15 protein-coding genes are annotated in these 22,032 nt (G+C 47.9%); 6 read left to right on the forward strand and 9 right to left on the reverse strand.

Annotated elements, in window-relative coordinates; all coding sequences use genetic code 11:
- Positions 1-99: 99 nt before the first annotated feature.
- Entirely contained in the window at positions 100-2,544 is a 2,445-nt protein-coding gene (locus tag SFV55_RS24055; RefSeq protein WP_320032118.1) for a glutaminase family protein, read from the reverse strand.
- A 156-nt stretch (positions 2,545-2,700) separates the two neighbouring features.
- Here SFV55_RS24055 and SFV55_RS24060 point away from each other — a divergent pair, with 156 nt between their 5' ends.
- Positions 2,701-3,693: a 2-hydroxyacid dehydrogenase gene (locus tag SFV55_RS24060; RefSeq protein ID WP_320032119.1), complete on the forward strand. Its 993-nt coding sequence runs from the start codon at positions 2,701-2,703 to the stop codon at positions 3,691-3,693.
- Positions 3,694-3,697: 4 nt separating this feature from the next.
- Here the strand turns inward: SFV55_RS24060 and SFV55_RS24065 are convergent, their stop codons facing one another.
- Entirely contained in the window at positions 3,698-4,462 is a 765-nt protein-coding gene (locus SFV55_RS24065; RefSeq protein WP_320032120.1) for a heparin lyase I family protein, read from the reverse strand.
- Positions 4,459-4,905, reverse strand: a complete 447-nt coding sequence (locus tag SFV55_RS24070) for a hypothetical protein (RefSeq protein WP_320032121.1) — start codon at positions 4,903-4,905, stop codon at positions 4,459-4,461. Before SFV55_RS24070 ends, SFV55_RS24065 begins: the two co-directional genes overlap by 4 nt.
- A 152-nt stretch (positions 4,906-5,057) precedes the next feature.
- Between SFV55_RS24070 and SFV55_RS24075 the strand changes: the two genes are divergently transcribed.
- Positions 5,058-6,026, forward strand: a complete 969-nt coding sequence (locus SFV55_RS24075) for an alpha/beta hydrolase (protein WP_320032122.1) — start codon at positions 5,058-5,060, stop codon at positions 6,024-6,026.
- Between the two features lie 98 nt (positions 6,027-6,124).
- Here SFV55_RS24075 and katG read toward each other — a convergent pair whose 3' ends face one another.
- From katG to SFV55_RS24100, 5 genes are all read right to left on the reverse strand, one after another.
- Positions 6,125-8,338, reverse strand: coding sequence for a catalase/peroxidase HPI (katG, locus tag SFV55_RS24080; protein ID WP_320032123.1), 2,214 nt, complete (start codon positions 8,336-8,338; stop codon positions 6,125-6,127).
- A gap of 123 nt (positions 8,339-8,461) precedes the next feature.
- Positions 8,462-9,181 carry an SDR family oxidoreductase gene (locus tag SFV55_RS24085; RefSeq protein ID WP_320032124.1) on the reverse strand — a complete coding sequence of 240 codons (720 nt, stop codon included), beginning with the start codon at positions 9,179-9,181 and terminating at the stop codon, positions 8,462-8,464.
- Positions 9,182-9,411: 230 nt separating this feature from the next.
- Positions 9,412-12,192 (reverse strand): c-type cytochrome, encoded by a 2,781-nt coding sequence (locus tag SFV55_RS24090; RefSeq protein WP_320032125.1) that lies wholly within the window; start codon positions 12,190-12,192, stop codon positions 9,412-9,414.
- A 102-nt stretch (positions 12,193-12,294) separates the two neighbouring features.
- Positions 12,295-13,035 (reverse strand): hypothetical protein, encoded by a 741-nt coding sequence (locus SFV55_RS24095; RefSeq protein ID WP_320032126.1) that lies wholly within the window; start codon positions 13,033-13,035, stop codon positions 12,295-12,297.
- Positions 13,036-13,037: 2 nt separating this feature from the next.
- Positions 13,038-14,555: a hypothetical protein gene (locus tag SFV55_RS24100; RefSeq protein WP_320032127.1), complete on the reverse strand. Its 1,518-nt coding sequence runs from the start codon at positions 14,553-14,555 to the stop codon at positions 13,038-13,040.
- Positions 14,556-14,924: 369 nt separating this feature from the next.
- Between SFV55_RS24100 and SFV55_RS24105 the strand changes: the two genes are divergently transcribed.
- The 3 genes from SFV55_RS24105 to SFV55_RS24115 all read left to right on the forward strand — a co-directional run bounded on the left by SFV55_RS24105 (position 14,925) and on the right by SFV55_RS24115 (position 20,442).
- The gene (locus SFV55_RS24105; protein WP_320032128.1) at positions 14,925-16,232 is read left to right on the forward strand and encodes a sialidase family protein; all 1,308 of its coding nucleotides are present in this window, start codon (positions 14,925-14,927) and stop codon (positions 16,230-16,232) included.
- A 244-nt stretch (positions 16,233-16,476) separates the two neighbouring features.
- Positions 16,477-17,223, forward strand: a complete 747-nt coding sequence (locus SFV55_RS24110; protein WP_320032129.1) for an outer membrane lipoprotein-sorting protein — start codon at positions 16,477-16,479, stop codon at positions 17,221-17,223.
- 135 nt (positions 17,224-17,358) lie between these two features.
- Entirely contained in the window at positions 17,359-20,442 is a 3,084-nt protein-coding gene (locus SFV55_RS24115) for a VPS10 domain-containing protein (protein ID WP_320032130.1), read from the forward strand.
- A gap of 115 nt (positions 20,443-20,557) precedes the next feature.
- On the opposite strand, the gene pnuC is transcribed toward SFV55_RS24115, so the two are convergent.
- A complete protein-coding gene (gene pnuC, locus SFV55_RS24120) occupies positions 20,558-21,175 on the reverse strand; it encodes a nicotinamide riboside transporter PnuC (RefSeq protein ID WP_320032131.1) in 618 nt (205 codons plus the stop codon).
- Positions 21,176-21,285: 110 nt separating this feature from the next.
- On the opposite strand from pnuC, the gene SFV55_RS24125 reads away from it, so the two are divergent.
- Positions 21,286-22,032 (forward strand): histidine kinase (locus SFV55_RS24125; protein ID WP_320032132.1); only part of this gene is annotated, 747 nt, incomplete at its 3' end.

Genomic DNA, 22,032 nt, shown 5'->3' on the forward strand with positions numbered 1-22,032 from the left:
GGTGCCTAGGGATTGTTCAAAAAAGTGCCTATGGTTTCTTAGGTGGTGAAAAATATGCTATGCTTTTTCACCACCTAAGAAACCACAGGCAGAGATTGTTCACTTCCCCTTAAATTTCCCCTCCAAAACCTTCATAAAATACCCACCAACCACACTTCGCGCCTGAAAACCAATCATTTTCCCAGTTTTGGTATCGTGCCAATCGCTTAGTGGAACCCGGGAAAGGGTATTGGCGGCAAAATGGGCCATTGGGCGGATCAGTGCTTCAAAATCCTGTTGTTGTGAGGCCAAGGTTGCCGTCCAAACTACCCAGTCCGATTTGGTATAATTGGCACGGCTATCGAGTGGAAGCCCGTATTCATTTTGTTTATCAAGGTAATACTTCATCTCTTTTTCAAAAACAGCGGTCGGGAAATAATTCAAGTTTAAAACCTTGTCCCAAACCAGGTTGTACTTCTGGCTCCAAGTGCCTTTTTTGTCAAAAGTAAGGGCGTAGTGGTCACCATCTTCAGCGATAGATTGCCATTTGCTCACATAGCCTTTGCAGAGCTCATCAAATTGGGTGAAGCGCGGCAAGTCGCCCATTTTTTTGGCCAGCATGGCATAGGCTTCCATGGCCACAATGGCTTTGGCAGATAAATTGGCATTTCGAGCCAGGTGGCCAGCAAAATCATCGGTGCACAACTGGGTAGTAGGATCAAAGCCTTCTTTGCTCAGGTAATCGGCCCAAATCGAAAGGGTTGCCCAATGTTTCTTGGCGTATTCCGTATTGCCTTCAGCCATACAAATGGCCGCAGTAAGGATGATCATGTTGCCACATTCCTCCACAGGCATGTCTTCAGGATAAGTTTGTCCGTTGGCCTGGGGGTAGGTACCCAAATCATGCGCGGCAAAGGGTTTGGTCCATTTCCCACTTTCGCTGTAGTAAAAAATCCCATTCAACATGCCTTTTAGCAATTCGGGATTGTAGGCTAGGTACAGCGGCGCCGAAGGGTAAGTGACATCTACCGTGTTGATGGAGCCGTTGCTGAAATTTTCTTTGGACAAAAACAGGGTTTCTCCACTTGGGCTTTTGACCAATTTGTGCGCCGATATGCTTTGGCGGTAGGCCAGTTCACAAAGGGTAGCGTACTCCTCACCACCTGCCTTTTCAGCCTCTTGTCGAATGGTTTGATTGGTTGCCAGGCATTTTTTCAGGATGCTGGGGTATTCCTTCCAGGCTTTACTGAACAGTTGCTCTATATTTTCGGTACCCTTGTCATTCCACCAAGGCCGCAAGTTTTGCCCAAAATACTGCACTGAATACAGGTCGTCATAGCCCAGCATCAGCACCTGGGTTTTGGGTTTACTGCTTACTGCGTCCAGGTTTACCAGGGTGTGCAAGGTCAGTTTTTTGCCCGTTTTTTGGGTACTAGCGTTGACTTGGAAGGGTTTGGACTGGTCTGAGATGTACTGATGCACTTGTTTCCCGGCAGCAGTGGCCACATACAGGTAACCCCAATCGATGCGCAGGTCATCGCCTTTTTTCTTCAAAACAGCCTGCTCGGTCGTACCCGCCTTCAGCAGCTTTAATCCATTGGTAGTATAAGCGCTGGCAGAAACTTCCTGTGCATTGGTATTAGTGGCAAGGTCGGTAGAGGCCCCCAGGCTCAATAGCACCTGATGTGCTTTTCCATCGTTGGCCTTGACTTCGGCAGCAATGTAGGAAATCGGTCTGGCCAGCAAATCCAGGTCTTCGAGTAAAAGTGGAGAAGTAAAGGTGAGTTTCAAATCTACCTTACCACAAGTGAAATCATAAATCGTTTGAGTGGCATTGATTTGTACCTGTTTTTGCTGGGCAAGTTTGATGATTTGGGCACTGGAAGGCGTGGATTTTTTCACAATCCCCACATCCAGCAAAGCACCACCGCCCGTGTTGACCACATGGATGGAGAATACGTTGCGGCCTTTTTTCAGCAGGGACTTCATCTTGTCCGTCATCGGCAGCAAGAGGTACTTGCCAGCACAGCATCCAGCGGTATAAATCAGTTCGCCATTGAGGTAAACATTTACATCGTCGTCGTACTGTAGCTTCAACAAGGGAGCGGACAATTCGGTACTGTGCAAGTCAAAGCTCCGGCGCATCCAGATGTTTCGGCTGCCCCACTGGGTTTTAGAAATACCGTCGATGTTGCCAAAAGGGGCAGCACCCGTTTGCCATTGGCGGTCATCAAAACCCTCGCTCATCCAGTCGGCAGCGGGCTGTTGTTCCGTGTATTTAGCTTGATACGATTCATCATCTCCAGCTGGTAAAATGGGATCATAACTGGGTGCATCGGCCCCCATGAATTGAAAAATCTCGCCATCTACCTTCAAAAAACCAGTCAAAGAGTGATCATTCCCGGTCCAGTGTTTGGTAGGCGAGGCATTCAGCTGATCGGTGGTCGACCAAATGCTGAAGTAGGGATCGTGGGTAATCAGGGGATAGGCCGGGGCCTTTTGGCTTTGCGAAAATGATGTTTGGGCAAATGCAGCAAGTGCAATGAATAGGAAAAAGGCTTTCATACTGATAGTTTGTTGCTGAAATTTTTCAATGTGGTAGACATCTGTGAATCATGTAAAATTAAGCTTTAAATGTGTAATGCTTGTGCTTTTAATCCTGATGAACTTTGTTACTTTACCAAAGCTCCATCAGGGAGCAAATAAACAAACCATACCAAAATGAAAGTAGCAGTTTATAGTTTCCACCAATTCGAGAAGCCTTATTTCGACCAGGTAAATGACGACACTCAGCAACTGCATTTTTTCAATGTAGAACTCTCGCTGGAAACAGCCCCTTTGAGTGTTGGCTTTGAGGCAGTTAGTTTATTTGTCAACGATGACGCCTCTGCGCCAGTGCTTGAGGTCTTGCACCAGAATGGCGTTCGTTTCATCGCCCTGCGCTCGGCGGGCTACAACAATGTTGACCTGGACAAAGCGAAACAACTCGGCATCAAAGTAGCAAGGGTACCAGCCTATTCACCCTATTCAGTGGCAGAACACGGTGTAGCCCTCATTCTGGCCTTGAACCGGAAATTGATCCGTGCGCATTCCCGGATCATGGAGCAAAATTTTTCCTTGAATGGATTAACCGGTTTTGACATGAACGGGAAAACCGTGGGCATCATGGGCACTGGAAAAATCGGTGAGGTAATGGCCCGGATTCTGCATGGTTTTGGGTGCCACTTATTGGCCTACGATAAGTTTGAAAACGAGGAGATCAAGAAAAAATATCAGGTAGAATACTGCGATTGTACATCGCTGTACCAGCGCTCCGACATCATTAGCCTGCACTTGCCGCTCAATGACGACACCCGGTACATCATCAATGCATCCAGTATCCAACAGATGAAAAAAGGTGTGATGTTGATCAATACCAGCCGTGGAGCTCTGGTGAACACCAACGATGTGGTTCAAGCTTTAAAAAATGGGCAGGTGGGGTATTTTGGAATGGACGTTTATGAAGAAGAGGATGGGCTGTTTTTTGAAGACCATTCGGGGGAGGTTTTACAGGATGATACCATTGCCCGTCTCATGACTTTTCAAAATGTATTGATAACCAGCCACCAAGGTTTTCTCACTGAAACATCCTTGAGCAATATTGCCAAAACCACCATGTACAACCTGGCTTGCTTTGCAACAGACAAGGTTTCTGAAAACGAAATAAAAATGTAAAGCTTCAATTGAGTTTTTCAATCCTGACATCATCCACCCAAAGCATCAAGTCGTTATCGGCTGAGTTGGCGGTTATGCCAATTTCAAAACTGCTGTACATGCCTTTGGTTCCTTGTTGGAAATACAGTACATCCTTGGGCAAAGTCGTTTTGTTTTGAGCATCAATGATCAATTTTCCGTTTTGCCACAATTTAACCGTGCCAGCATTCTTTCTCGACAGCTTAATTTCCCAAATCAGCTCTACCCATTGATTACGAGGCATTTCTGTTGTTTGCTTAGGAATTTGCAGGATGTCTTTTTCGAAAAATTTGTACTCCACCCTCAATTGATTGTCCACCAAGGCCAGGCGCATTCCTGGCCCCGCACCGATCGGTGTTTGTTCCTCTACATCCATCAGGAACAACCATTTTAAGCTGTCCGTGCCTCCAATAAAATACCAGGCGCTCATACTCATGGTTTCTCCTTCCCAAAATGCCATGTTTTGCTTGGCAATGCTGGCTTTTGAAACAACTTCCTCTGCCGATTTTTCCGCTACAAACCTCAAAGATTTGCGGCCTCCATGTGCTTTGGTGCTGTCAACCGTGATAGAATTGCCAGCTCTGGTCAACTGATTAAAGGACCAAAACAACTCACTTGGCGGAAGCAAGGTGTTCAATGAAGTATATGCCTCAAAATCGTCCTGGTAAAAATCGGGTCCATCAAAAAACACCTCTTTATTGCAAGCCCCACAGAGGAGTAAGAGGAGCGAGGGAACCAATAAATGTTTCATCTTCTTGATTTTTTGAAGGTGTATCCGATGCTCATTCCGGCCCATTGTTGTACCTGAAAATCCGCCAGATAAGACACCAAGGGTGTATAGGTAGCTCGATAAAACCAGTTTTTCCTGGCAGGCTGGAGTCTATACCCAATTGAAGGGGTTGTCAATAGAAAAAACTGGCCTTTGGTGGTGATAGTAATGCCTTGCCCCAGGCCTAGTTCAAATTTATGGGCAGTTCGACCCATGAGCACTTGAACCATTGCAGGAAAAACCAAACCTATACCATTGTTTTTATCAATCGGGGCCAGGCTCAAACCAAGTCGCCAGCCGAAGCTAAGCTGTTTCCCGGAATCAAAAATTTGTTCATAGTTCAGCGACCCCAAACCACCGCTACCAGCAAGTTCAAAAAATAGAGATTGCCTTTTGAGGTCATTTTGGCAAAAAACTGAAGGCATGAAAAAAGAAAGGATTATTATGAGGCTTATTGCCCTTTTTATCAATTTTCTTGCACTCATTAAATAGTCAGAAGGGACGGCGGTGATCATACTTTACACTTGTATTTTCTCAATAATCAATACCTTTGGTCATGACATCAAACGCCATCGCAATGAGTAAAATTTTTAAAAAAGGCCTTAAGATTCTTCTCGCCGCAATTGCTTTCATTTTTATGGCCGGATTGATTTTGGCCTACCTGCCCATGAAATCCATCGTCAAACAAAAAGGGATTACGCCTGAAGAAGCTGCCACCATAAGGCAAAAATTCGTAGGGCCGCATCATCTAATCAAGACCTCCGATGGTGAGACCTTGTTTCTGCGCAGATGGAATCCCGATAGTATCAATCCTGCCAAAAAAGACATTGCCGTCCTGATTTTGCACGGCGTTACGGCCCACAGTGGCGCTTATAACATGGCAGGAGTTCCCATTTCCAAAGGCGGTTATACTACTTTTGGTTTGGATTATCGAGGGCATGGCCTATCTAGTGGGAATCGAGCAGATTACCCCAATAAGGAACGCCTTATGGATGATTTAACGGAAGCAGTCCGGTACATTAAAAAATTAGGTTTTCCCAAAGTGGTGATTTTAGGGCATAGCCTGGGTGTAGCGACTGCTATTTATGTTACCCAGGGCATTCCAAGTGAAATTTCAGGCTTAGTTCTACTTTCGGGCGCTTACGAAGGCAAAAAAGGCGTGCGCAAGGGACCAACCTTGTTTCAACAAGCCAAAATAATATCCAGTGCCATTTTCCGCCCCTCCTTCCAGGTTGTTGAATACTACCGCGATGGCATGACGGGTACTGGCGATCCTTTGTTCAATTTCAGGTACACCTTGCGTTTTTTGACCATGTTGGATGTCAAAACGCTAATTCTGCCTAAACAATTGAACATTCCGGTTTTGGTCGGCACTGGGGACAAAGATGAACTGTTTGAAGTAGAAAAAGTGAAAGAGCTTTATGATTTGGTACCCGGCAACAAAAAAGAGTTTGTCGTTTTGAAAGACACTTACCATGCCCGCTTCCCGGTGGAAAGTTGGGAAAGAGTAGTGGTGTGGTTGGATAAGACCTATGTTCCACAGTAATCCAGCCTGAACGGAAAACAAACAAAAAGAGGTGGTCAGTTGCCCAACCACCTCTAGTGTATTCCTCTAGGCCCGAAGGCCGTTGAAATCAATTCAAATTAAGCCAAATCGAAGCGGTCAAGGTTCATCACTTTGTTCCAGGCTGCAACAAAGTCCTTTACAAAACGATCTTTACCATCTTCACAGGCATAAACTTCGGCAATGGCGCGAAGTTCTGAGTTCGAACCAAAGATCAAATCGACCCGGGTACCCGTCCATTTGATTGCGCCAGTGGCGCGATCACGGCCTTCAAATACATTTTGGGCATCTGAATTTGCACTCCAGGTGGTACCAAAGTCAATCAAATTGGCGAAGAAATCGTTGGTAAGGACACCAGGAGTATGGGTGAACACACCATGCTTGGACCCGTCAAAGTTGGTGTTGAGCACCCGCATACCACCTACCAGAGCAGTCATCTCCGGTGCGGTCAAGGTCATGAGTTGTGCTTTGTCTACCAACATTTCTTCTGCTGAGATCGTGTAGCTAGATTTCATGTAATTGCGGAAACCATCGGCAATTGGCTCAAGAACTGCGAAGGAATCCACATCGGTTTGTGCTTGTGAGGCATCGGTACGCCCAGGAGTGAAGGGTACTGTGATGGTATGACCAGCTGCTTTCGCTGCTTTTTCAATCCCTGCACAACCGCCCAAAACGATCAAATCAGCCAGTGAAACCTGCTTACCGCTGGTATGGGTACCATTGAATGCCGTTTGGATGCCTTCCAGCGTGTCCAGTACTTTTCCCAGTTGAGTAGGATTGTTGACTGCCCAGTATTTCTGTGGCGCCAAACGAATGCGGGCACCATTGGCCCCACCACGTTTGTCGGAGCCGCGGAAAGTGGAAGCAGATGCCCAGGCGGTAGATACCAGTTCAGCAACCGACAAACCTGAGGCAAGAATTTGGCCCTTCAGTGCAGCGATGTCCTGATCGTCGATCAATTTATGGGTTACTGCAGGAATTGGGTCTTGCCAGATCAATTCTTCCTGAGGTACTTCTGGTCCGAGATAACGGGTACGTGGTCCCATATCGCGGTGGGTCAATTTGAACCAGGCGCGTGCAAATGCATCGGCGAACTCATCAGGGTTTTCGTGGAAACGTCTTGAAATCTTCTCGTAAGCAGGATCTGTGCGCAGCGCGAGGTCCGTTGTAAACATGATCGGCGCATGGCGCTTGTTTGGATCGTGCGCATCAGGCACAGAGTTGGCACCCATACCATGTTTGGGTATCCATTGGTGGGCACCAGCCGGGCTCTTGGTCAATTCCCACTCGTAGCCGAAGAGGTTCCAAAAATAGTTGTTGCTCCACTTGGTGGGGGTTGTAGTCCAGGCTCCTTCCAATCCACTGGTAATGGTATAACCTGCGTTACCAGTGCCGTAGGTATTCTTCCAACCCATACTTTGCTCCTCAATGCTTGCTCCTGCGGGTTCTGCACCTACGTATTGGTTGGGATCAGCGGCACCGTGGGCTTTGCCGAAGGTGTGTCCACCCGCAATCAGAGCTACCGTTTCTTCGTCGTTCATCGCCATGCGACCAAAGGTCTCGCGGATGTCGCGAGCTGCAGCAAGCGGATCAGGATTTCCGTTAGGTCCTTCGGGGTTTACGTAAATGAGCCCCATTTGTACAGCTGCAAGTGGGTTTTCCAGATCGCGGTCCCCGCTGTAACGCTTGTCTTCCAGCCATTTGCCTTCAGCTCCCCAGTAGATGTCTTCTTCTGGTTCCCAAACATCTTCACGACCACCAGCAAAACCAAAAGTTTCGAAGCCCATGGACTCCAAAGCACAGTTGCCAGCAAGGATCATCAAGTCGGCCCAGGAGAGTTTTCTGCCGTATTTCTTTTTCACTGGCCAGAGCAATAAGCGGGCTTTGTCCAGGTTACCGTTGTCAGGCCAGCTGTTGAGGGGGGCAAAACGTTGAGATCCAGACCCTGCACCCCCACGACCATCGGCAATGCGGTAAGTACCTGCACTGTGCCAGGCCATCCGAATGAAGAATGGGCCGTAATGGCCATAATCGGCGGGCCACCAATCCTGAGAGGTAGTCATCAAATCAACGATGTCTTTCTTCACCGCATCTAGATCGAGAGTCTTAAATTCTTCGGCGTAGTTGAAGTCCTCTCCCATTGGGTTGGACAAGGAAGAGTGTTGGCGGAGGATGCCCAACTGCAATTGATTTGGCCACCAGTCCCGGTTTCTGGTGCCACGACCAGCGCTATGTTTCAGCACGCCACTTGAAAATGGGCACTTACCTGCGCCGTTACCATTGTTATTATCCATAATGCGATTGATTTAAACTTCCTCAAAATACGGGTGATTTTTCGAGAAATTAAATTTATAATAACAATGCCATCATAGGCAAAAGCTATCACAAGAAGCAATTAAAAGGCAATAGATTGGGGCTTACTTTTTTGCGGTCTGGCTCGGACGTACTTCAATTTTACTGGGCAAGGTACGCGGGTTCATCTTGAGTAAGTCCACTACGATTTGCCCCAAATCTTCGGGTTGTATTTTCCAGGCATCGGCATCGCTTGGCTCGTGGTTGTTGAAATGGGAAGCGACCGAACCTGGCATGATAGTAGAACATTTCACTCCGGCATCCCGCAGGTCGAGCATCACCGCCTGAGTAAATCCCACCAAACCAAATTTACTAGCGTTGTAGGCTGAAGCCGTGGCGAAAAAATTGGTTCCGGCCAAACTGGCGATGCTGATGAAGTAACCTTTTGCTTCAGTCAAGGCATCCACTGCTGCCTTGAGGCTAAAAAATACCCCAGTAAGGTTGGTGTCGATCGTTTCATGCCATTGTTCTGGACTGAGTTGGGTGATGGGCGCAAAATGGCCCACTCCTGCATTGGCGATGAGGACGTCAAGGCGGCCAAAAGCTTCCAAGGTTTTGGCCAGTGCGTTTTGCTGTGCAGCGAAGTCACGGACATCAGCAGCAATGCCAATGATCTTGCCAGAGCCTATTTTGGAGAGTTCCCGAGCAGTGGCGTCGGCATCTTCCTGGCGGCGACTGGTGATGGCTACATTGAGGCCTTCTTTGAGCAGGCTAGCGGCAATGCCGTGGCCGATGCCTTTGCTGCCCCCGGTGATGAGGGCGGTCATTTGATTGAGATTGTTCATATAAATGAGAACGTCGTAGGGTTGAAATGGTTGAAATTTTATTGAGTTATGAGTTCCGAATACATGAGTTGAGAGTTTAGAAGTGGGCTACCGCAGCGACTTGGACACCTCCTTCGTCTAAGTCGCTGCGGTAGCCCACTTCTAAACTCTCAACTCATGTACTCATGTACTCGTCACTCAAAAAGTCTTTCTACAAAATGGCTAAAAATCAAATCAATTAATTATTAACCTCACTTCTCCACAAACACCTTCATCTGCCGCACCGACCAAGGCGTATCATCATCTCCGGCAGGCAAACCTTCCGCCAGACTGATCCGCATGAATTTTGCTTTTGCTGCATTCAAAGTCAAAATATTCGCACCAGGCACACCTTTGACATTGGCAGCAGCCGTTTGCCAATTTTTCCCGTCCATCGATGTTTCCAGCGAATACACGCGCGGATGCGTGCTCAAAATCGGCCTTGATGCAGGTGGGGTATTGGGCGTAGGCCGCCAGCCTGGTTTGGTGATTTGTGTCGCGGTGAAATGAATCTCGGCGAGTTTCACTTCCTGCGGAAATTCTACCTGGAACCACATGCCCTTATCCTGTCTGCCACCAGTTGACCAGCCTTCGTAGTTGAAGGCACTTTGGGCGGAGGCGTTGCCACCAATCCGGGTTGAAAAGACATGACTGGCCGTGGCTTTCATGTCTTTCGCAGTGAGCTCATAAGGGGTTTGGCGCAGCAAATCATCAAATTTATACATGGCACTTTGGCCACTTGTTTTTTTGCGCACTGCCGCCACTTGCTCAGGAGAAACAAAGGAGGCGTCATTGGACAATTCGCTGCGAATGTAGGAAATCACATCCGCCACCCATTGATCCGATTGATCCTTCATGCTGGCCATCATGTTGCCGGCGTAAGTTTTGCCTTCAATGGCACCGTCCATGCCGTGGAGCACCACTTTGATTGCATATTCCGGGTGGCCTTGCATACGCGCCGAGCCGGCCAAAGCTGGCGCCATCAATTTTCCTTCACCTGCGGGGGTGCCCATACCCGTGTTGCCGTGGCATTGGGCACAAAGTTCATTGTAGATGGTTGTTCCACGTTCTACGATGAGTTTTTGGGCTTCCGACAATTCAGGAGCACCAAATGGGCCTGCGTTGCGCGGCTTGGGTGGATTGAGGATTTGTTCACCGATCACTTTTACACCCGTAGCCTTGTTTTGTGCCATTGCCCCCTTGATGCCCTGCTCCAGATTGGGCAGTTTCAAAAATTTGGCGCTGAGCATGGCCTGAATGAGCACATCCGTATCTGGATCAGTGAGCAATCTTTGGTAGTCGGGCTCCAGGGATTTGTCACCGTTTTTATACAAGGTCTCACTGGCCCGTAAGGCTTGGATGCGCAGGCGTGGGTTGGTATCCTTGAGCAATTTTTGGGTAGTTTTTACACTCAGCGCACCCAATCCTTCCAGGGTCCAGATGGCGTGGAACCGAGTCGTCAGGTTTTTGTGCTTTAAGGCCATGCGGTTCAATTGTGGCACCACTGACAGGTCTTTTTTGAGCACCAGGAGTTGCTGGGCCATATCCCGCCACCAGCCATTGGGGTGTTCCAGGTGTTTGACCAACTGCGCAGCGGACTCCTCAAACATGCGGGGTTTGGTTTTGTCTCGCTCCATCCCATCGTAAGTAATGCGCCAAATACGTCCCAGCCCAATCACTTTATCCAACTGGTATTGTTCAATTTTTACCCGTAGGTAGGAGCCTCGCTGGGTCCATTGTCCTTCCTGGATGATGCCGTGGTACATGTCAGTGATGTACAGGGTACCATCGGGTGCAGTGGTCATGTCAACCGGACGGAACAAGGGGTCGGTTGAGCGCAAAAACTCGGACTGCTGCTCCTGAAAGACGTTGTGCAATGTCGTTAATCCCTCGGTTACCACGGGGTTGATCTGACGCACAATACGGGCTACTGGTTCGCCATAAAAGTATTGGCCTTTGATGTTGGCGGGGAGTCGGTCGCCACGGTATACATCGTTACCCGCCGAGCCCGTTACGCGATTGAGTGAGCCATCAGGTTGGCGAATTTCGTCCATACCACCCTGCATGTCAGCAGTTTTCACGGCTGCACCCCAGGGTACGTCAAAACCTTTGGCAAATTCATTGGGGATTTCGAAATTGCCGTAATGGACGGGGAACTGAAAATGAGAAGGCAAGCCACTGGCGCCGCCCTGGAACCACAATTTGCCATCGTCGTCGTGGGTAAGGCCCCATTGGGCACGGTTGGCCCCGGTTTTTTCCCGAATGATCCCTTGTGGCGTTTCCCGAATGCGGAAGGCATTGACGGTGCTGTAGAGCCAGTTGTCCATGCCATAATACATGAAGGCTTGTTGGTGTTCTACGTTGCCGGAGCGGCCGTATTTGCTGGTGAAAAATTCTTTTTTATCGGCTTTGCCATCGCCATTGGTATCCGTGTATTTGTAGACATTGTCGGCATCGGATTCCATCGAAAGGATGCAGTCTTTGCCGTAGGGCAGCACAAAACGTGGAAAAACCAGGCTGTCTACAAAAGTGGTGCCCGTTTCGTACACCCCGTCGTTGTCTTTGTCTTCCCAACGTGAAATCCGGCTAACCGGGTCGAGTTCGTTTTTGGAATCCGCATCCAGCATGTAAGAGCGGAGTTCCAGTACGTACATCCGGCCATTGCCATCGAAGGCGATAGCGGCGGGTTGTTCGATGGCAGGCTCGGTGAGGATGGGTTCAATTTTGTACCCGGGAGGCAGGAGAAACTGTTTTTGCTCATCACTTGGCGAAACGGGCAAAATCGGGGCTTTGGGGGCCAGGTCGATGCCTTTCCAGTCGGGTGAATTGGGGTCTACCCCTTCAGGTATTTTTACGATGGGTACAGTATCCCTTGCCGAAACGACATAAGTCGATTTGAAGGTTTTAAGGGGAAACCTAATCAGTAGAAAAGAAGAACCTATAAACGCCAAAATAAGCATGGCGAGGTTATACGTAGTAAACGATTTTGACATGAGTCGGAATATTTTTAGTTTGTTTATAGTTAAAAGTGCAATTCGGAGCTAAAATAAAATTTTAAAGCATGATTCATGCCTATTGGGACGGTAAGAATAAAACTAGCCAAGCAATTTTATCCGCACCCTTCTTCTTGTGGGGTCATTTAGTCCATCACAAGGCTCTGGGGTAGATTTGACGGTCAATTTGATCTTCTCTTTGGGAAATCCCAATCCAATAAAAACATCAACAATCTTCTCTGCCCGTTTGGCCGCAATGTTTTCCTTTTCCAGCATTTTTTGCCCATTTGACAGTAAGGTACTGGCGCGATAAGCCGAAATCTGGATTTCCTTCAGTTGGATGATTTTGGCAATGCGGATGGCCTCCCCCAAAATGCGCGTTTTGTGCAGGGTCAAATAATCGCTGTCAAAATCAAAAGGAATCGTAAAACTTCGGGTGCTATCAGGCAAGGGTTCGTTTTTGGGAAGTGGTGGCAGCGGCGGTGGTTCCAGGCCATCTTCCGCGGGCAGGAGTGTGTTGCAATGGAGACTCAATTCTGGCATCACGGAGATGGACAGTGGCTCCAAAACAATTCCACCGCAGATTCTTTCACCCGGCTTCACGGTTCCTTCTACCAGCACTTCGTGTTTTAGCTGTGGCGGGTAAAATGCGCTGCTGGTTCGCCCTTGTTGCCCCAGGTAGTACAACTCGCCATCGTATTCTGCCAGCCAACAGGGCATGGTTTTGGAATCGCGGATAATAGGGCAAGCCACAAAATTGCGCCGATTGGCCGGTGGCTTTTCATTTTGTTGAATACCAATCGTCAAAAAAATCGCCGCCAAGGAAAAATACAGTTTGTTCATGGCTACAATACGCTTAAAAAATTCACCAAATCCTGTTTCTCCTGATCCGTCAGTTTTATGTCGAAGCGGCGGTCGTAATAATCCACAACTTCTAGTAGGCTTTTGGCAGCACCGTTGACGAAATAAGGGGCTCGTGCCGACAAACCCCGGAATTGCTGCATCACAATGGAACCAATATCAATGCATTTCCCTGTAATCAAAGCGCGCCCAGGATCGGTGGTGTATATGACCCGTCCCAAATAAGGGTGAGGCGCCGCCGATTTTTCACAGGTACACTTAAATACTGGCAAATCCGACTTCAGATTGGCAATCGTATTTTCAGTCCAGGTCGGATAATTGGTGGTGCCCAAATCTACCCAGCCTGGTGCAAGGTCTTGGGCCGTCATTTGCCCATTGTGGCAGGTCGAGCAACTGCGCCTGACCGGGTTGCCCAAACCAATGTTGTTGATGTGGGTAGCATCTCTGATCCAAAACTCGCGGAACATAAATATATCGTTCCCTCTGGCAACCGATGCCCGAAAGGCTTTTTGTTCAGCGGTCAAATTGGGGGGCATGGTTTCCTCTTTTTTCCAGGTATTGAACCAATGGAAAATTGGGTCGCGGTTGTTGTTGGCCAATACGTGAAGCTTCCCACTTTGCATGGCTTTGGGTCCAAGCCCGGCAGGTTCGCCATTGTCTGTCAGAGGGCCACCCCATTTGTCATGACTTTGGGCCATGAACAGCTGGTTTTCGAAGGCTATGATTTGCTTTTGCTGCTCGGGACTCAATCCTGTTTGGCCTTCCAGGTGCCCGAAGTAAGCATCGATGGCCTGTTGCTTTTGGGTGTAGTGGCGCGAATCCGCCATCATGTTCATGCCAACTACCTTCCCTGTTTCGGGATCAGTAACGGCCAATGTGCCCGTTTTGATGTTAAAAACAGGGTCTGGCGACATTACGTAGGTCATGTTGGCAACCGAGCGGGGCCGGCGAAAAACCGAAATGGTAGGGTTTTTACTTTTTAGTCCCAGATCAGGGTCCAGGTTTACTCCCGTCGGGTCACTGACTACCTCGATCGTAAATTCGGCTTTGACGGGTTTGCCATTATCTGGCTTGGGAGGCCAGGGTAAGGCAATTCTGAATAGGCCTCGGTTTAGCAAGAGGGAATGTGAGCTTTCTAATTCTTGCCGTAGTTTGGGATTGTTCGATCCGTCCACCGCAGCAAAAACGGGGTCTTTTCCATTGGTTTCCAACCATCTTTGCCGAAGGCTTTCCACGGATACACTCATCGCATCTTTGGGTTGGTGGCAACTTACGCAGGCCCTTCCATTGGTTCCCAGGGGTTCAAAAAAGGGATGGCCTTTCAGCTGTATTGCTCCAGTTGCGTTGATGTAGCCAAGTTTTCCTCCTGGGTTCTTAAATTCCATTTCGGCAGGCAAGGTCCCCTCTTTCCCCACTTCAATCCAGGAGAGTTCTGAAAATGTAGTAAATGCGCAAAGCAAAAGCCCGGAAATGGCAAGTAGCTTTAGTGTATGCCTCGACATCAATATTTACAATTTTGTTCGAAATGATTACTATTTGTGGGCTGCGTCAAAAATAGAATTTTATTACAACTTCTTAGGCTGTTGCAATATTTTACAGGGTCAATTTGTCGATAAAGCATTATTTTGATTGAAATTGCCTATAAAATTGGCGACAAAAGAATGGCGAATTGTGAGCACTGCCAATGAATTTTGAAATGCGCTTCCAATTCGTCATTCGTCATTCAAAAATTCGTCACTCAAAAATCACCCCATCCATCTACTCAATTGCCCGGATTGTCGGTTAACCTTACCTGATCGCACTTCCGGGTATAGCTTAGCGTTTTACCAAGTACTATATTTGCTTTTTTTTAACCACAATCCATTCATCTAATGATCAAAATAATTGCATTTTTCAACGTTTGGTTTTTCAGCATGGTAGCCATCTTCAGTCCAAAAGAGGAAGCTAAGACAAACCTTGACGAAAACATGCCCATGTGCAATACCAGCATGGTTGAAAGCATCGAGCAATGGACCAAATTGCCCAGTTCGCCTGTATACAGCTCGGTTCCTTCGGGTACTGGGACCATTGCCATAGATTCCACCAAGGCCTACACCATGCCTTTGTTGGCCCAAACGCCCAAAGGAGAAATCCTGCTTTCCTGGACGGAAAAAGATGAACAAGGTTTGACTTCTTTTTGTCTGGCCTTCTCCAAGGACAAAGGCAAAACCTTCGGGGATAAAAAAGTGATTTTTTCTAGCAAAGGAATTGGCAATAGCCGTTTGATGCGGGCAAAGGTCTTGGCCAAAAAAGATGGCAGCCTGGTGGCCTTGTTCACCAATCGGCCCGACGTACCAGGAGGCGCTCCAGCAGGAGGCCGCGGTGGCCGCACTGCCGATCTGGTGTATTGTTTGTCAAAAGATGCCGGTACTACCTGGACCAGCCCGCAAAATGTTGACTCAGATCCAGCCAAAGCCATGCGTGGCTTTTTTGACGCCATTGTTTTACCCAATGATGAAATCGCCGTATTTTACCTGAAAGACGTGGCCAACAGCACCAAACACGAAGAGCGGGATTTGCGGATGGTATTGAGCAAAAACGGGGTATTCCAACCCGAAAGATTGATCGACCCAGTGGTCTGCGATTGTTGCAACATCAACCTGTTGGTGGATGCCAACGGTGCCCTGCATGTCTATTACCGCGACAACAACGATGACATCCGCGACATCGCCAAAATCACTTCTACCGACAATGGAGTAACTTTTTCCAAGCCCCAAATCCTTCACAACGACGGCTGGAAAATCAATGGTTGCCCACACAGCGGGGCCATCTCCAGCAGCTATGGTAAAGGTGCACTGGTCGCCTGGTTTTCGGGAGCTGAAAGCGAATCGGGTTTCCGTCTGGTGACCCAGGAGGGCAAAAAACTCTTCGTATTGAGTGATGCTTCAGTGAAAAATCCCTGGATTATGGCGGGTGCAAAACAAGCGGTCATGATCTGGGAACAAAGCCAGGCGGATAGCAAAAACCAGTTGGTCTTCCGAAAAATCAACGGGGATAAAGTTTCGGAAACCGTGGCTGTAGACGGTTCCGTAAATGCCCTTAATTCAACGGGTTTGATGCTGGACAACCAATTGCTCCTCGCCCACGAGGTGAAAGGGGAGAAAAAGAATAGCCTTAAGATTACTACAGTAGCTTTGTAAAAACAGCAAAAAATCGCTAAAAAATCAATCTAGAATACAACAGTAAGCCCTCAGTTGGTTATCGTTTTTTAACCAACTGGGGGCCTCTCAAACAACCCGCTTACTTCTCTTTCATCTTGAAATTCATTGTTCTTGTCTATAGTTTGCCTATTTTGTTATAATTACAACTCCTCTGAACAATCTTCTCTTTTTCTTTGTCCTAGTAAAACCTCTATTTAACCAAAGTAATAAAACCAATTACCCGATGAGAACCTTATCGTTGTTCTTTGCGTTGATCTTCGCAGCCTGCTTTAGCCATGCACAAACTGCAGACGAGATTGTCAACAAATACCTTACCGCTACCGGAGGAGTAGAAAACTGGAAAAAACTGGAAGGCGTCAAAATGTCCGCCAAAGTAAATCAAGGCGGAATGGAGATTCCCCTCGACATTTACAACCTGAAAGATGGCCGCCAAATGACCGTAGTTACCTTCCAGGGCAAAACCATCAAACAAGGCGTTTATGATGGAACCACCCTCTGGAGTACCAACTTCATGACCATGAAGCCGGAAAAAAGTGATGCTGAGTCTACCGAGATTTTTAAAACCGGACTTGGTGATTTTCCAGATCCATTCCTGAATTACAGCGACAAAGGATACAAGCTGGAGCTGATCGGCAAGGAGACCGTGGAAGGTACTGAAACCTTCAAAATCAAATTGACCAAAAAGCCCTTCGTCGTTGAAGGCAAAACCGAAGAAAATGTCTCCTTCTACTTCTTTGATGCGGAGGAGTTTATTCCCATCATGGTAGAATCAGAGATCAAAGTAGGGCCAGCCAAGGGGAAAATTTCTCAAATTACCATGAGTGATTATCAGGAAGTCAACGGCCTCTTTTTCCCATTTTCGCTGGGCCAGGGGGTAAAAGGTATGGGTAGCCAGCCCATTTCTTTAAGCAAAATTGAGCTGAACCCTCAGGTTGACCCAAAAGAGTTTGTTTTTACGGAAGAGAAATAAGGATCTAAAAATTTTACCTGAAACACAGGTTAAAGAAACTGCTTTTTCACTTGACATCAACCAGGACTAAACGCCTATTGATCAGGTAGAAAGCAGTTTTTTTTTGTTTTATCCAATCCAAATCAATCCAAGATCATGCACCTTCAAGTATACCGTTTATTGTGCCTGGCATTCCTATTGCCAGCATTTTTGCCTGCACAAGACGCCATTACCCGCGGCAAAGAATTATTTGGCGATTTGCGGGCACGACAAATCGGCCCCGCCATCATGAGTGGACGCATCAGCGACATTGAACTCCATCCCAGCAACCCCAAAGTGATTTACGTCGGCACTGCCGGAGGGGGAGTTTGGAAAAGCAACGATGGTGGCGCCAGATTCAATTCCATTTTTGACAACTATTGCCAATCCATCGGAGCCATCGCGGTAGACCCCAATGCACCTGACAATGTAGTATGGGTGGGTACCGGCGAAACCTGGACCCGCAACAGTGTTTCCATTGGCGACGGCATTTATCGTTCTGGCGATGGGGGCCTCAACTGGACCAAAATGGGGCTGGAAAAATCCGAACGAATTGCCAGCATCATTGTCAATCCTAAAAATTCCAATGAGGTCTACGTAGGTGTATTGGGTGCTTTATGGAGTGATAGCGAAGAGCGTGGCGTGTACAAAACCAGCGACGGAGGCAAAACCTGGAGTAAAATCTTGTATGTGGACGCCACTACGGGCTGTGCCGATATGGTGATGGATCCAAGTAATCCCCTGATTTTGTATGCCTCTTTTTGGGAATTCCGCCGTACCGCCTGGTCTTTCAATTCAGGCGGCAACAACAGCGCTTTGTACAAATCTGTAGATGGGGGCAAAACCTGGAATAAAATCCACAATGGTTTCCCCAGTGGCAAATTGGGCCGGATGGGCATCGCCATCGCCGCCTCTAACCCCAAAATCCTCTACACTGTCATCGAATCCGAACAAGACAAGGACAAGGGCCTTTACCGCAGCGATGACGCCGGGGCTTCCTGGAAACAATTGAACAACGACTTTGGAATCGTAGTGCGCCCATTTTATTTCTCCCGCATCACTGTTGACCCTCGCAACCCGGAGGTGATCGCCAAAGGTGGCCTATCCGGTTCCATTTCCCGCGATGGGGGCAAAACTTTCCGCAATCTCGGGGCCATGCACTCCGACATTCACGACATCGTTTTTTCCATCAATGACTCTGATCGAATGTTTTGTGGCACCGACGGTGGCTTCTACCGCTCCTGGAATGGCGGCACCACCATGGAAATTGTACCAAACATCCCGGTTGCGCAGTACTACCATGTCAGTGTCGACAATCAAGAGCCTTACAACATTTATGGTGGCTTGCAGGACAACAACACCTGGTATGGGCCTTCCTCTTCGCCGGGTGGTATCGAAGCGCGAGATTGGCAGTTGATAGGGGCTGGCGATGGGTTCCGGGCTCTACCCCACCCCACCAAACGCATCGTCTATTCAGAAATGCAGGGCGCGGAAAATGTTTGGCGCACGGACCTGGAGAAAAACAAAATCCGCGTCATCCAGCCTCTTCCGGTGATTGGCGACCCAAAATTGCGCTGGAATTGGAATCCGCCCATGGCGACCAGCGCTATTCGCCCGGATCGGCTTTACATGGGTAGTCAGTTTTTGCACAAATCCGATGACATGGGCGACACCTGGGTCAAAATATCCCCAGACCTCACCACCAACGACCCCAAAAAGACCAGTCAAGGAAACTCGGGAGGTTTGTCTACCGACAATTCCGGGGCGGAAAACCACTGCACCATTTTCACCATTGCCGAATCCCCGCTGGATGAAAAAGTCATTTGGGTAGGTACCGATGATGGCAACGTACAAGTCACCCAAGACGCAGGCAAAACCTGGAAAAACGTCAACACAAACTTGCCCGGTTTGCCTGCCGGAACCTGGTGCTACCACATTGAAGCCAGTAGTTTCAACAAAGGTACTGCTTATGCCGTTTTTGATGGTCATTCCCACGGAGACATGCAGCCTTATGCCTACAAAACCACCAACTTTGGTGCTACCTGGGCTTCTGTGCTGACACCCGATGTAGAAGGAATTGCCCGCAACATCCAGGAAGATTTTGGCAATCCAAACTTGCTCTTTTTGGGCACCGAGTTTGGTTTGTACATCAGCATGAATGGAGGAAAAAGTTGGTACAAATTCACCAACAACATGCCAGCCGTCGCCGTGCATTACCTTGAAATTCAGCGCAAAACCAACGACCTGGTTATGGGCACCCACGGACGAGGAGTCATTATTCTGGATGACATCAGCCCCTTGCGGCAAATCAATGATGAAGTGTTGGCCAAGGATCTTCACTTTTTCAAAAACCGCCCAGCAATCATGTACGAAGAAAGCAGCTTTGGTGGTACCGCTGGGGAAACTGAATTTGTAGGCCCCAATCCATCCAAAGCGGGTCAGATCGTTTATTACCTCAAAAAACGCCATAGCCTAGGCAAGTTTACCATGGAAATCCAAAACGCTGCCGGGCAAAAAGTACACGAAATCACTCCGGGCAAGTCCAAAGGCATCAACATCGTAGAGTGGGCGTACACGGGCAAAGTACCCAAAATCGCCAAAGGCCAGACCATCAGCCGCGAAGGGGTCACACCAGCGCCAATTCCTGCTGGTAAATACAAAATCGTGGTGCAAAAAGGCACAGAGACCTACACCCACGATTGGGACATTTCCTACGATCCAAAGTCCGCCATTACTCTAGAAGATCGCAAAATCAAAGAAGCGACGGTACAGAAGGTGTTCGATATGACCCAATCTTTGGCCTACCTGGTTTATGAACTGGATGAAAACATCAATGGTGCCAAACAACTGATGGCCAAAAACGCGGGTTTGTCCGGTACCCTTACCCCGATGTTGGCGGAGTTCAACAAACTGAAAGAAACTTTGGTGGTTACCACGGGTGACAACTACGTGTCGGCAGGTGAACCGCAATTGCGAGAACATATGGCCAGCCTTTTCAGCATGTTAGCCTCCAGTTTGTACAAACCTTCGGCCAATGAATTGGCAAACCTCAAACGCATTGAGGCAGAGTTCAATGCGGGTAAAGCTGAGTTGCAAAAATTGAAGGGCAAACATGGGGCGAAATTGAATGAGTTGTTGACGCAAAATCAGCTGGCCGCCATTTCCGTAAAAACCTTTGAGGAGTTTTTGAAATTGCCGTAAGGTTCTGACGTACCCTTGCTTAGGTGTATCTTAAGTGGCTTAGGTTTCTTGGGTGGTGAAAAAGAAAAATCTGCGAAGCAGAGTACTCTTTCACCACCTTAGAAACCTAAGCCACTTAAGATACACCATCAGAAGTATAGAGCGTTTTTTTCCAATCCAAATACCCAAAAATCGCCACCACAAACAGGATCAAGGTCAAAATTGAAAATAGAAACAACTGCTTGTACAACAACAGCGGGATCGCTACCAAATTGGAAACATTCAGCCAAATCCAGTTTTCCAGTTTCCGCCTGGCCAGCAGCCACATCCCCGCCCAGGCGGTAGAGGATACCAATGCATCCAGGATCGGCACGTCCGAATCAGTAAACCTGTTCAATACACCATAAAGCAGGCCCCAACCCAAGAGGGCAATGCCCCAGGTGATCCATTTTTCCTGCTGTTGGCTTCGCGTGATGTGGGATGCTCCCGAAGCTGATCCATTGCTCCAATTCGCCCATCCGTAGATGCTCATCAAGAGGTAATACCCTTGCAGCAGGGTCTCTGCATATAGCTTGGACTGGAAGAACAGGATGGAAGAACATACGACACTAATGATCCCGGTGGGATACAGCCAGATGTTGTTTTTGCGGGCCAGTAGTACCTGGCTAACCCCAAAAACTACAGCGGTCCATTCCAGTGCGCTGGTTTGGCGAATCTGCTGAATCAGCAATTCCCCTGCTTCATTTAGGTCCATATGTATATTTGTCCGAATTGCCCTTCGTTTTAGGGAATCCGATCTGACAGGGTAAATTTAGGGCTTAAAATTGTATTTTCAGGGTTTTAAACCAGTGTTCAATCCGAAAAATGGGGATCACGATCAATAAAGAGCGGGTTAAACTGTTTCTGCGCCTGGCGGGGATATCCCTGATTTTTTCAACCCTGATTTATTTTGCTTCAGCACCTGAAACTGCGTTAAAAAGTAGCATCAATTACATTTGGCTCCTGGTGTACCTGCTGGTACTGCATTTTATTTTTTTTGAATACACCCTGCCCTTTATCCTGTTGAGTTGGAAAAGGCTTTTGGTCGCTCCTTTTTTGATCTTTGCCCACCTGATGCTGTATGCTTTTGGCACTTTTGCCTGGCGGTACATTGGGATTCTATTGCATGTATATACCCCATTAAAAACGTATGGAAACATTTTGGAAGGTGTCGGAGATCAATTCGGGAATACGCTGGGCTCCATTCTCTTTTTTGGCATTTTCCGCCATGTTCATGATTACCAAAAATTGCGCCGAACTGCCCAGCAATTGCGCATCGAAAAACAGGAGGCGGAACTCAACTACCTCAAGTCCCAAACCAATCCCCATTTTTTGTTCAATACGCTGAACAACATTTACTCCCTGGCTCGTGATAAATCCGATCTGGCGCCGGAATCCATCCTAAAGTTGTCGAAAATGCTGCGTTACATGCTGTATGAAACCAGCGGCGCTTTTGTCGCCATTGAGCAGGAGTTAAAAATCATTGGGGATTACATTGACTTAGAAAAATTGCGCTATGATGATTCGCTCCTGGTCAATTTCAATTACGATGTGGAGGACATGAAACAGGCG

This window comes from Haliscomenobacter sp. (genome assembly GCF_033763495.1).
Taxonomy (GTDB): Bacteria; Bacteroidota; Bacteroidia; order Chitinophagales; family Saprospiraceae; genus Haliscomenobacter.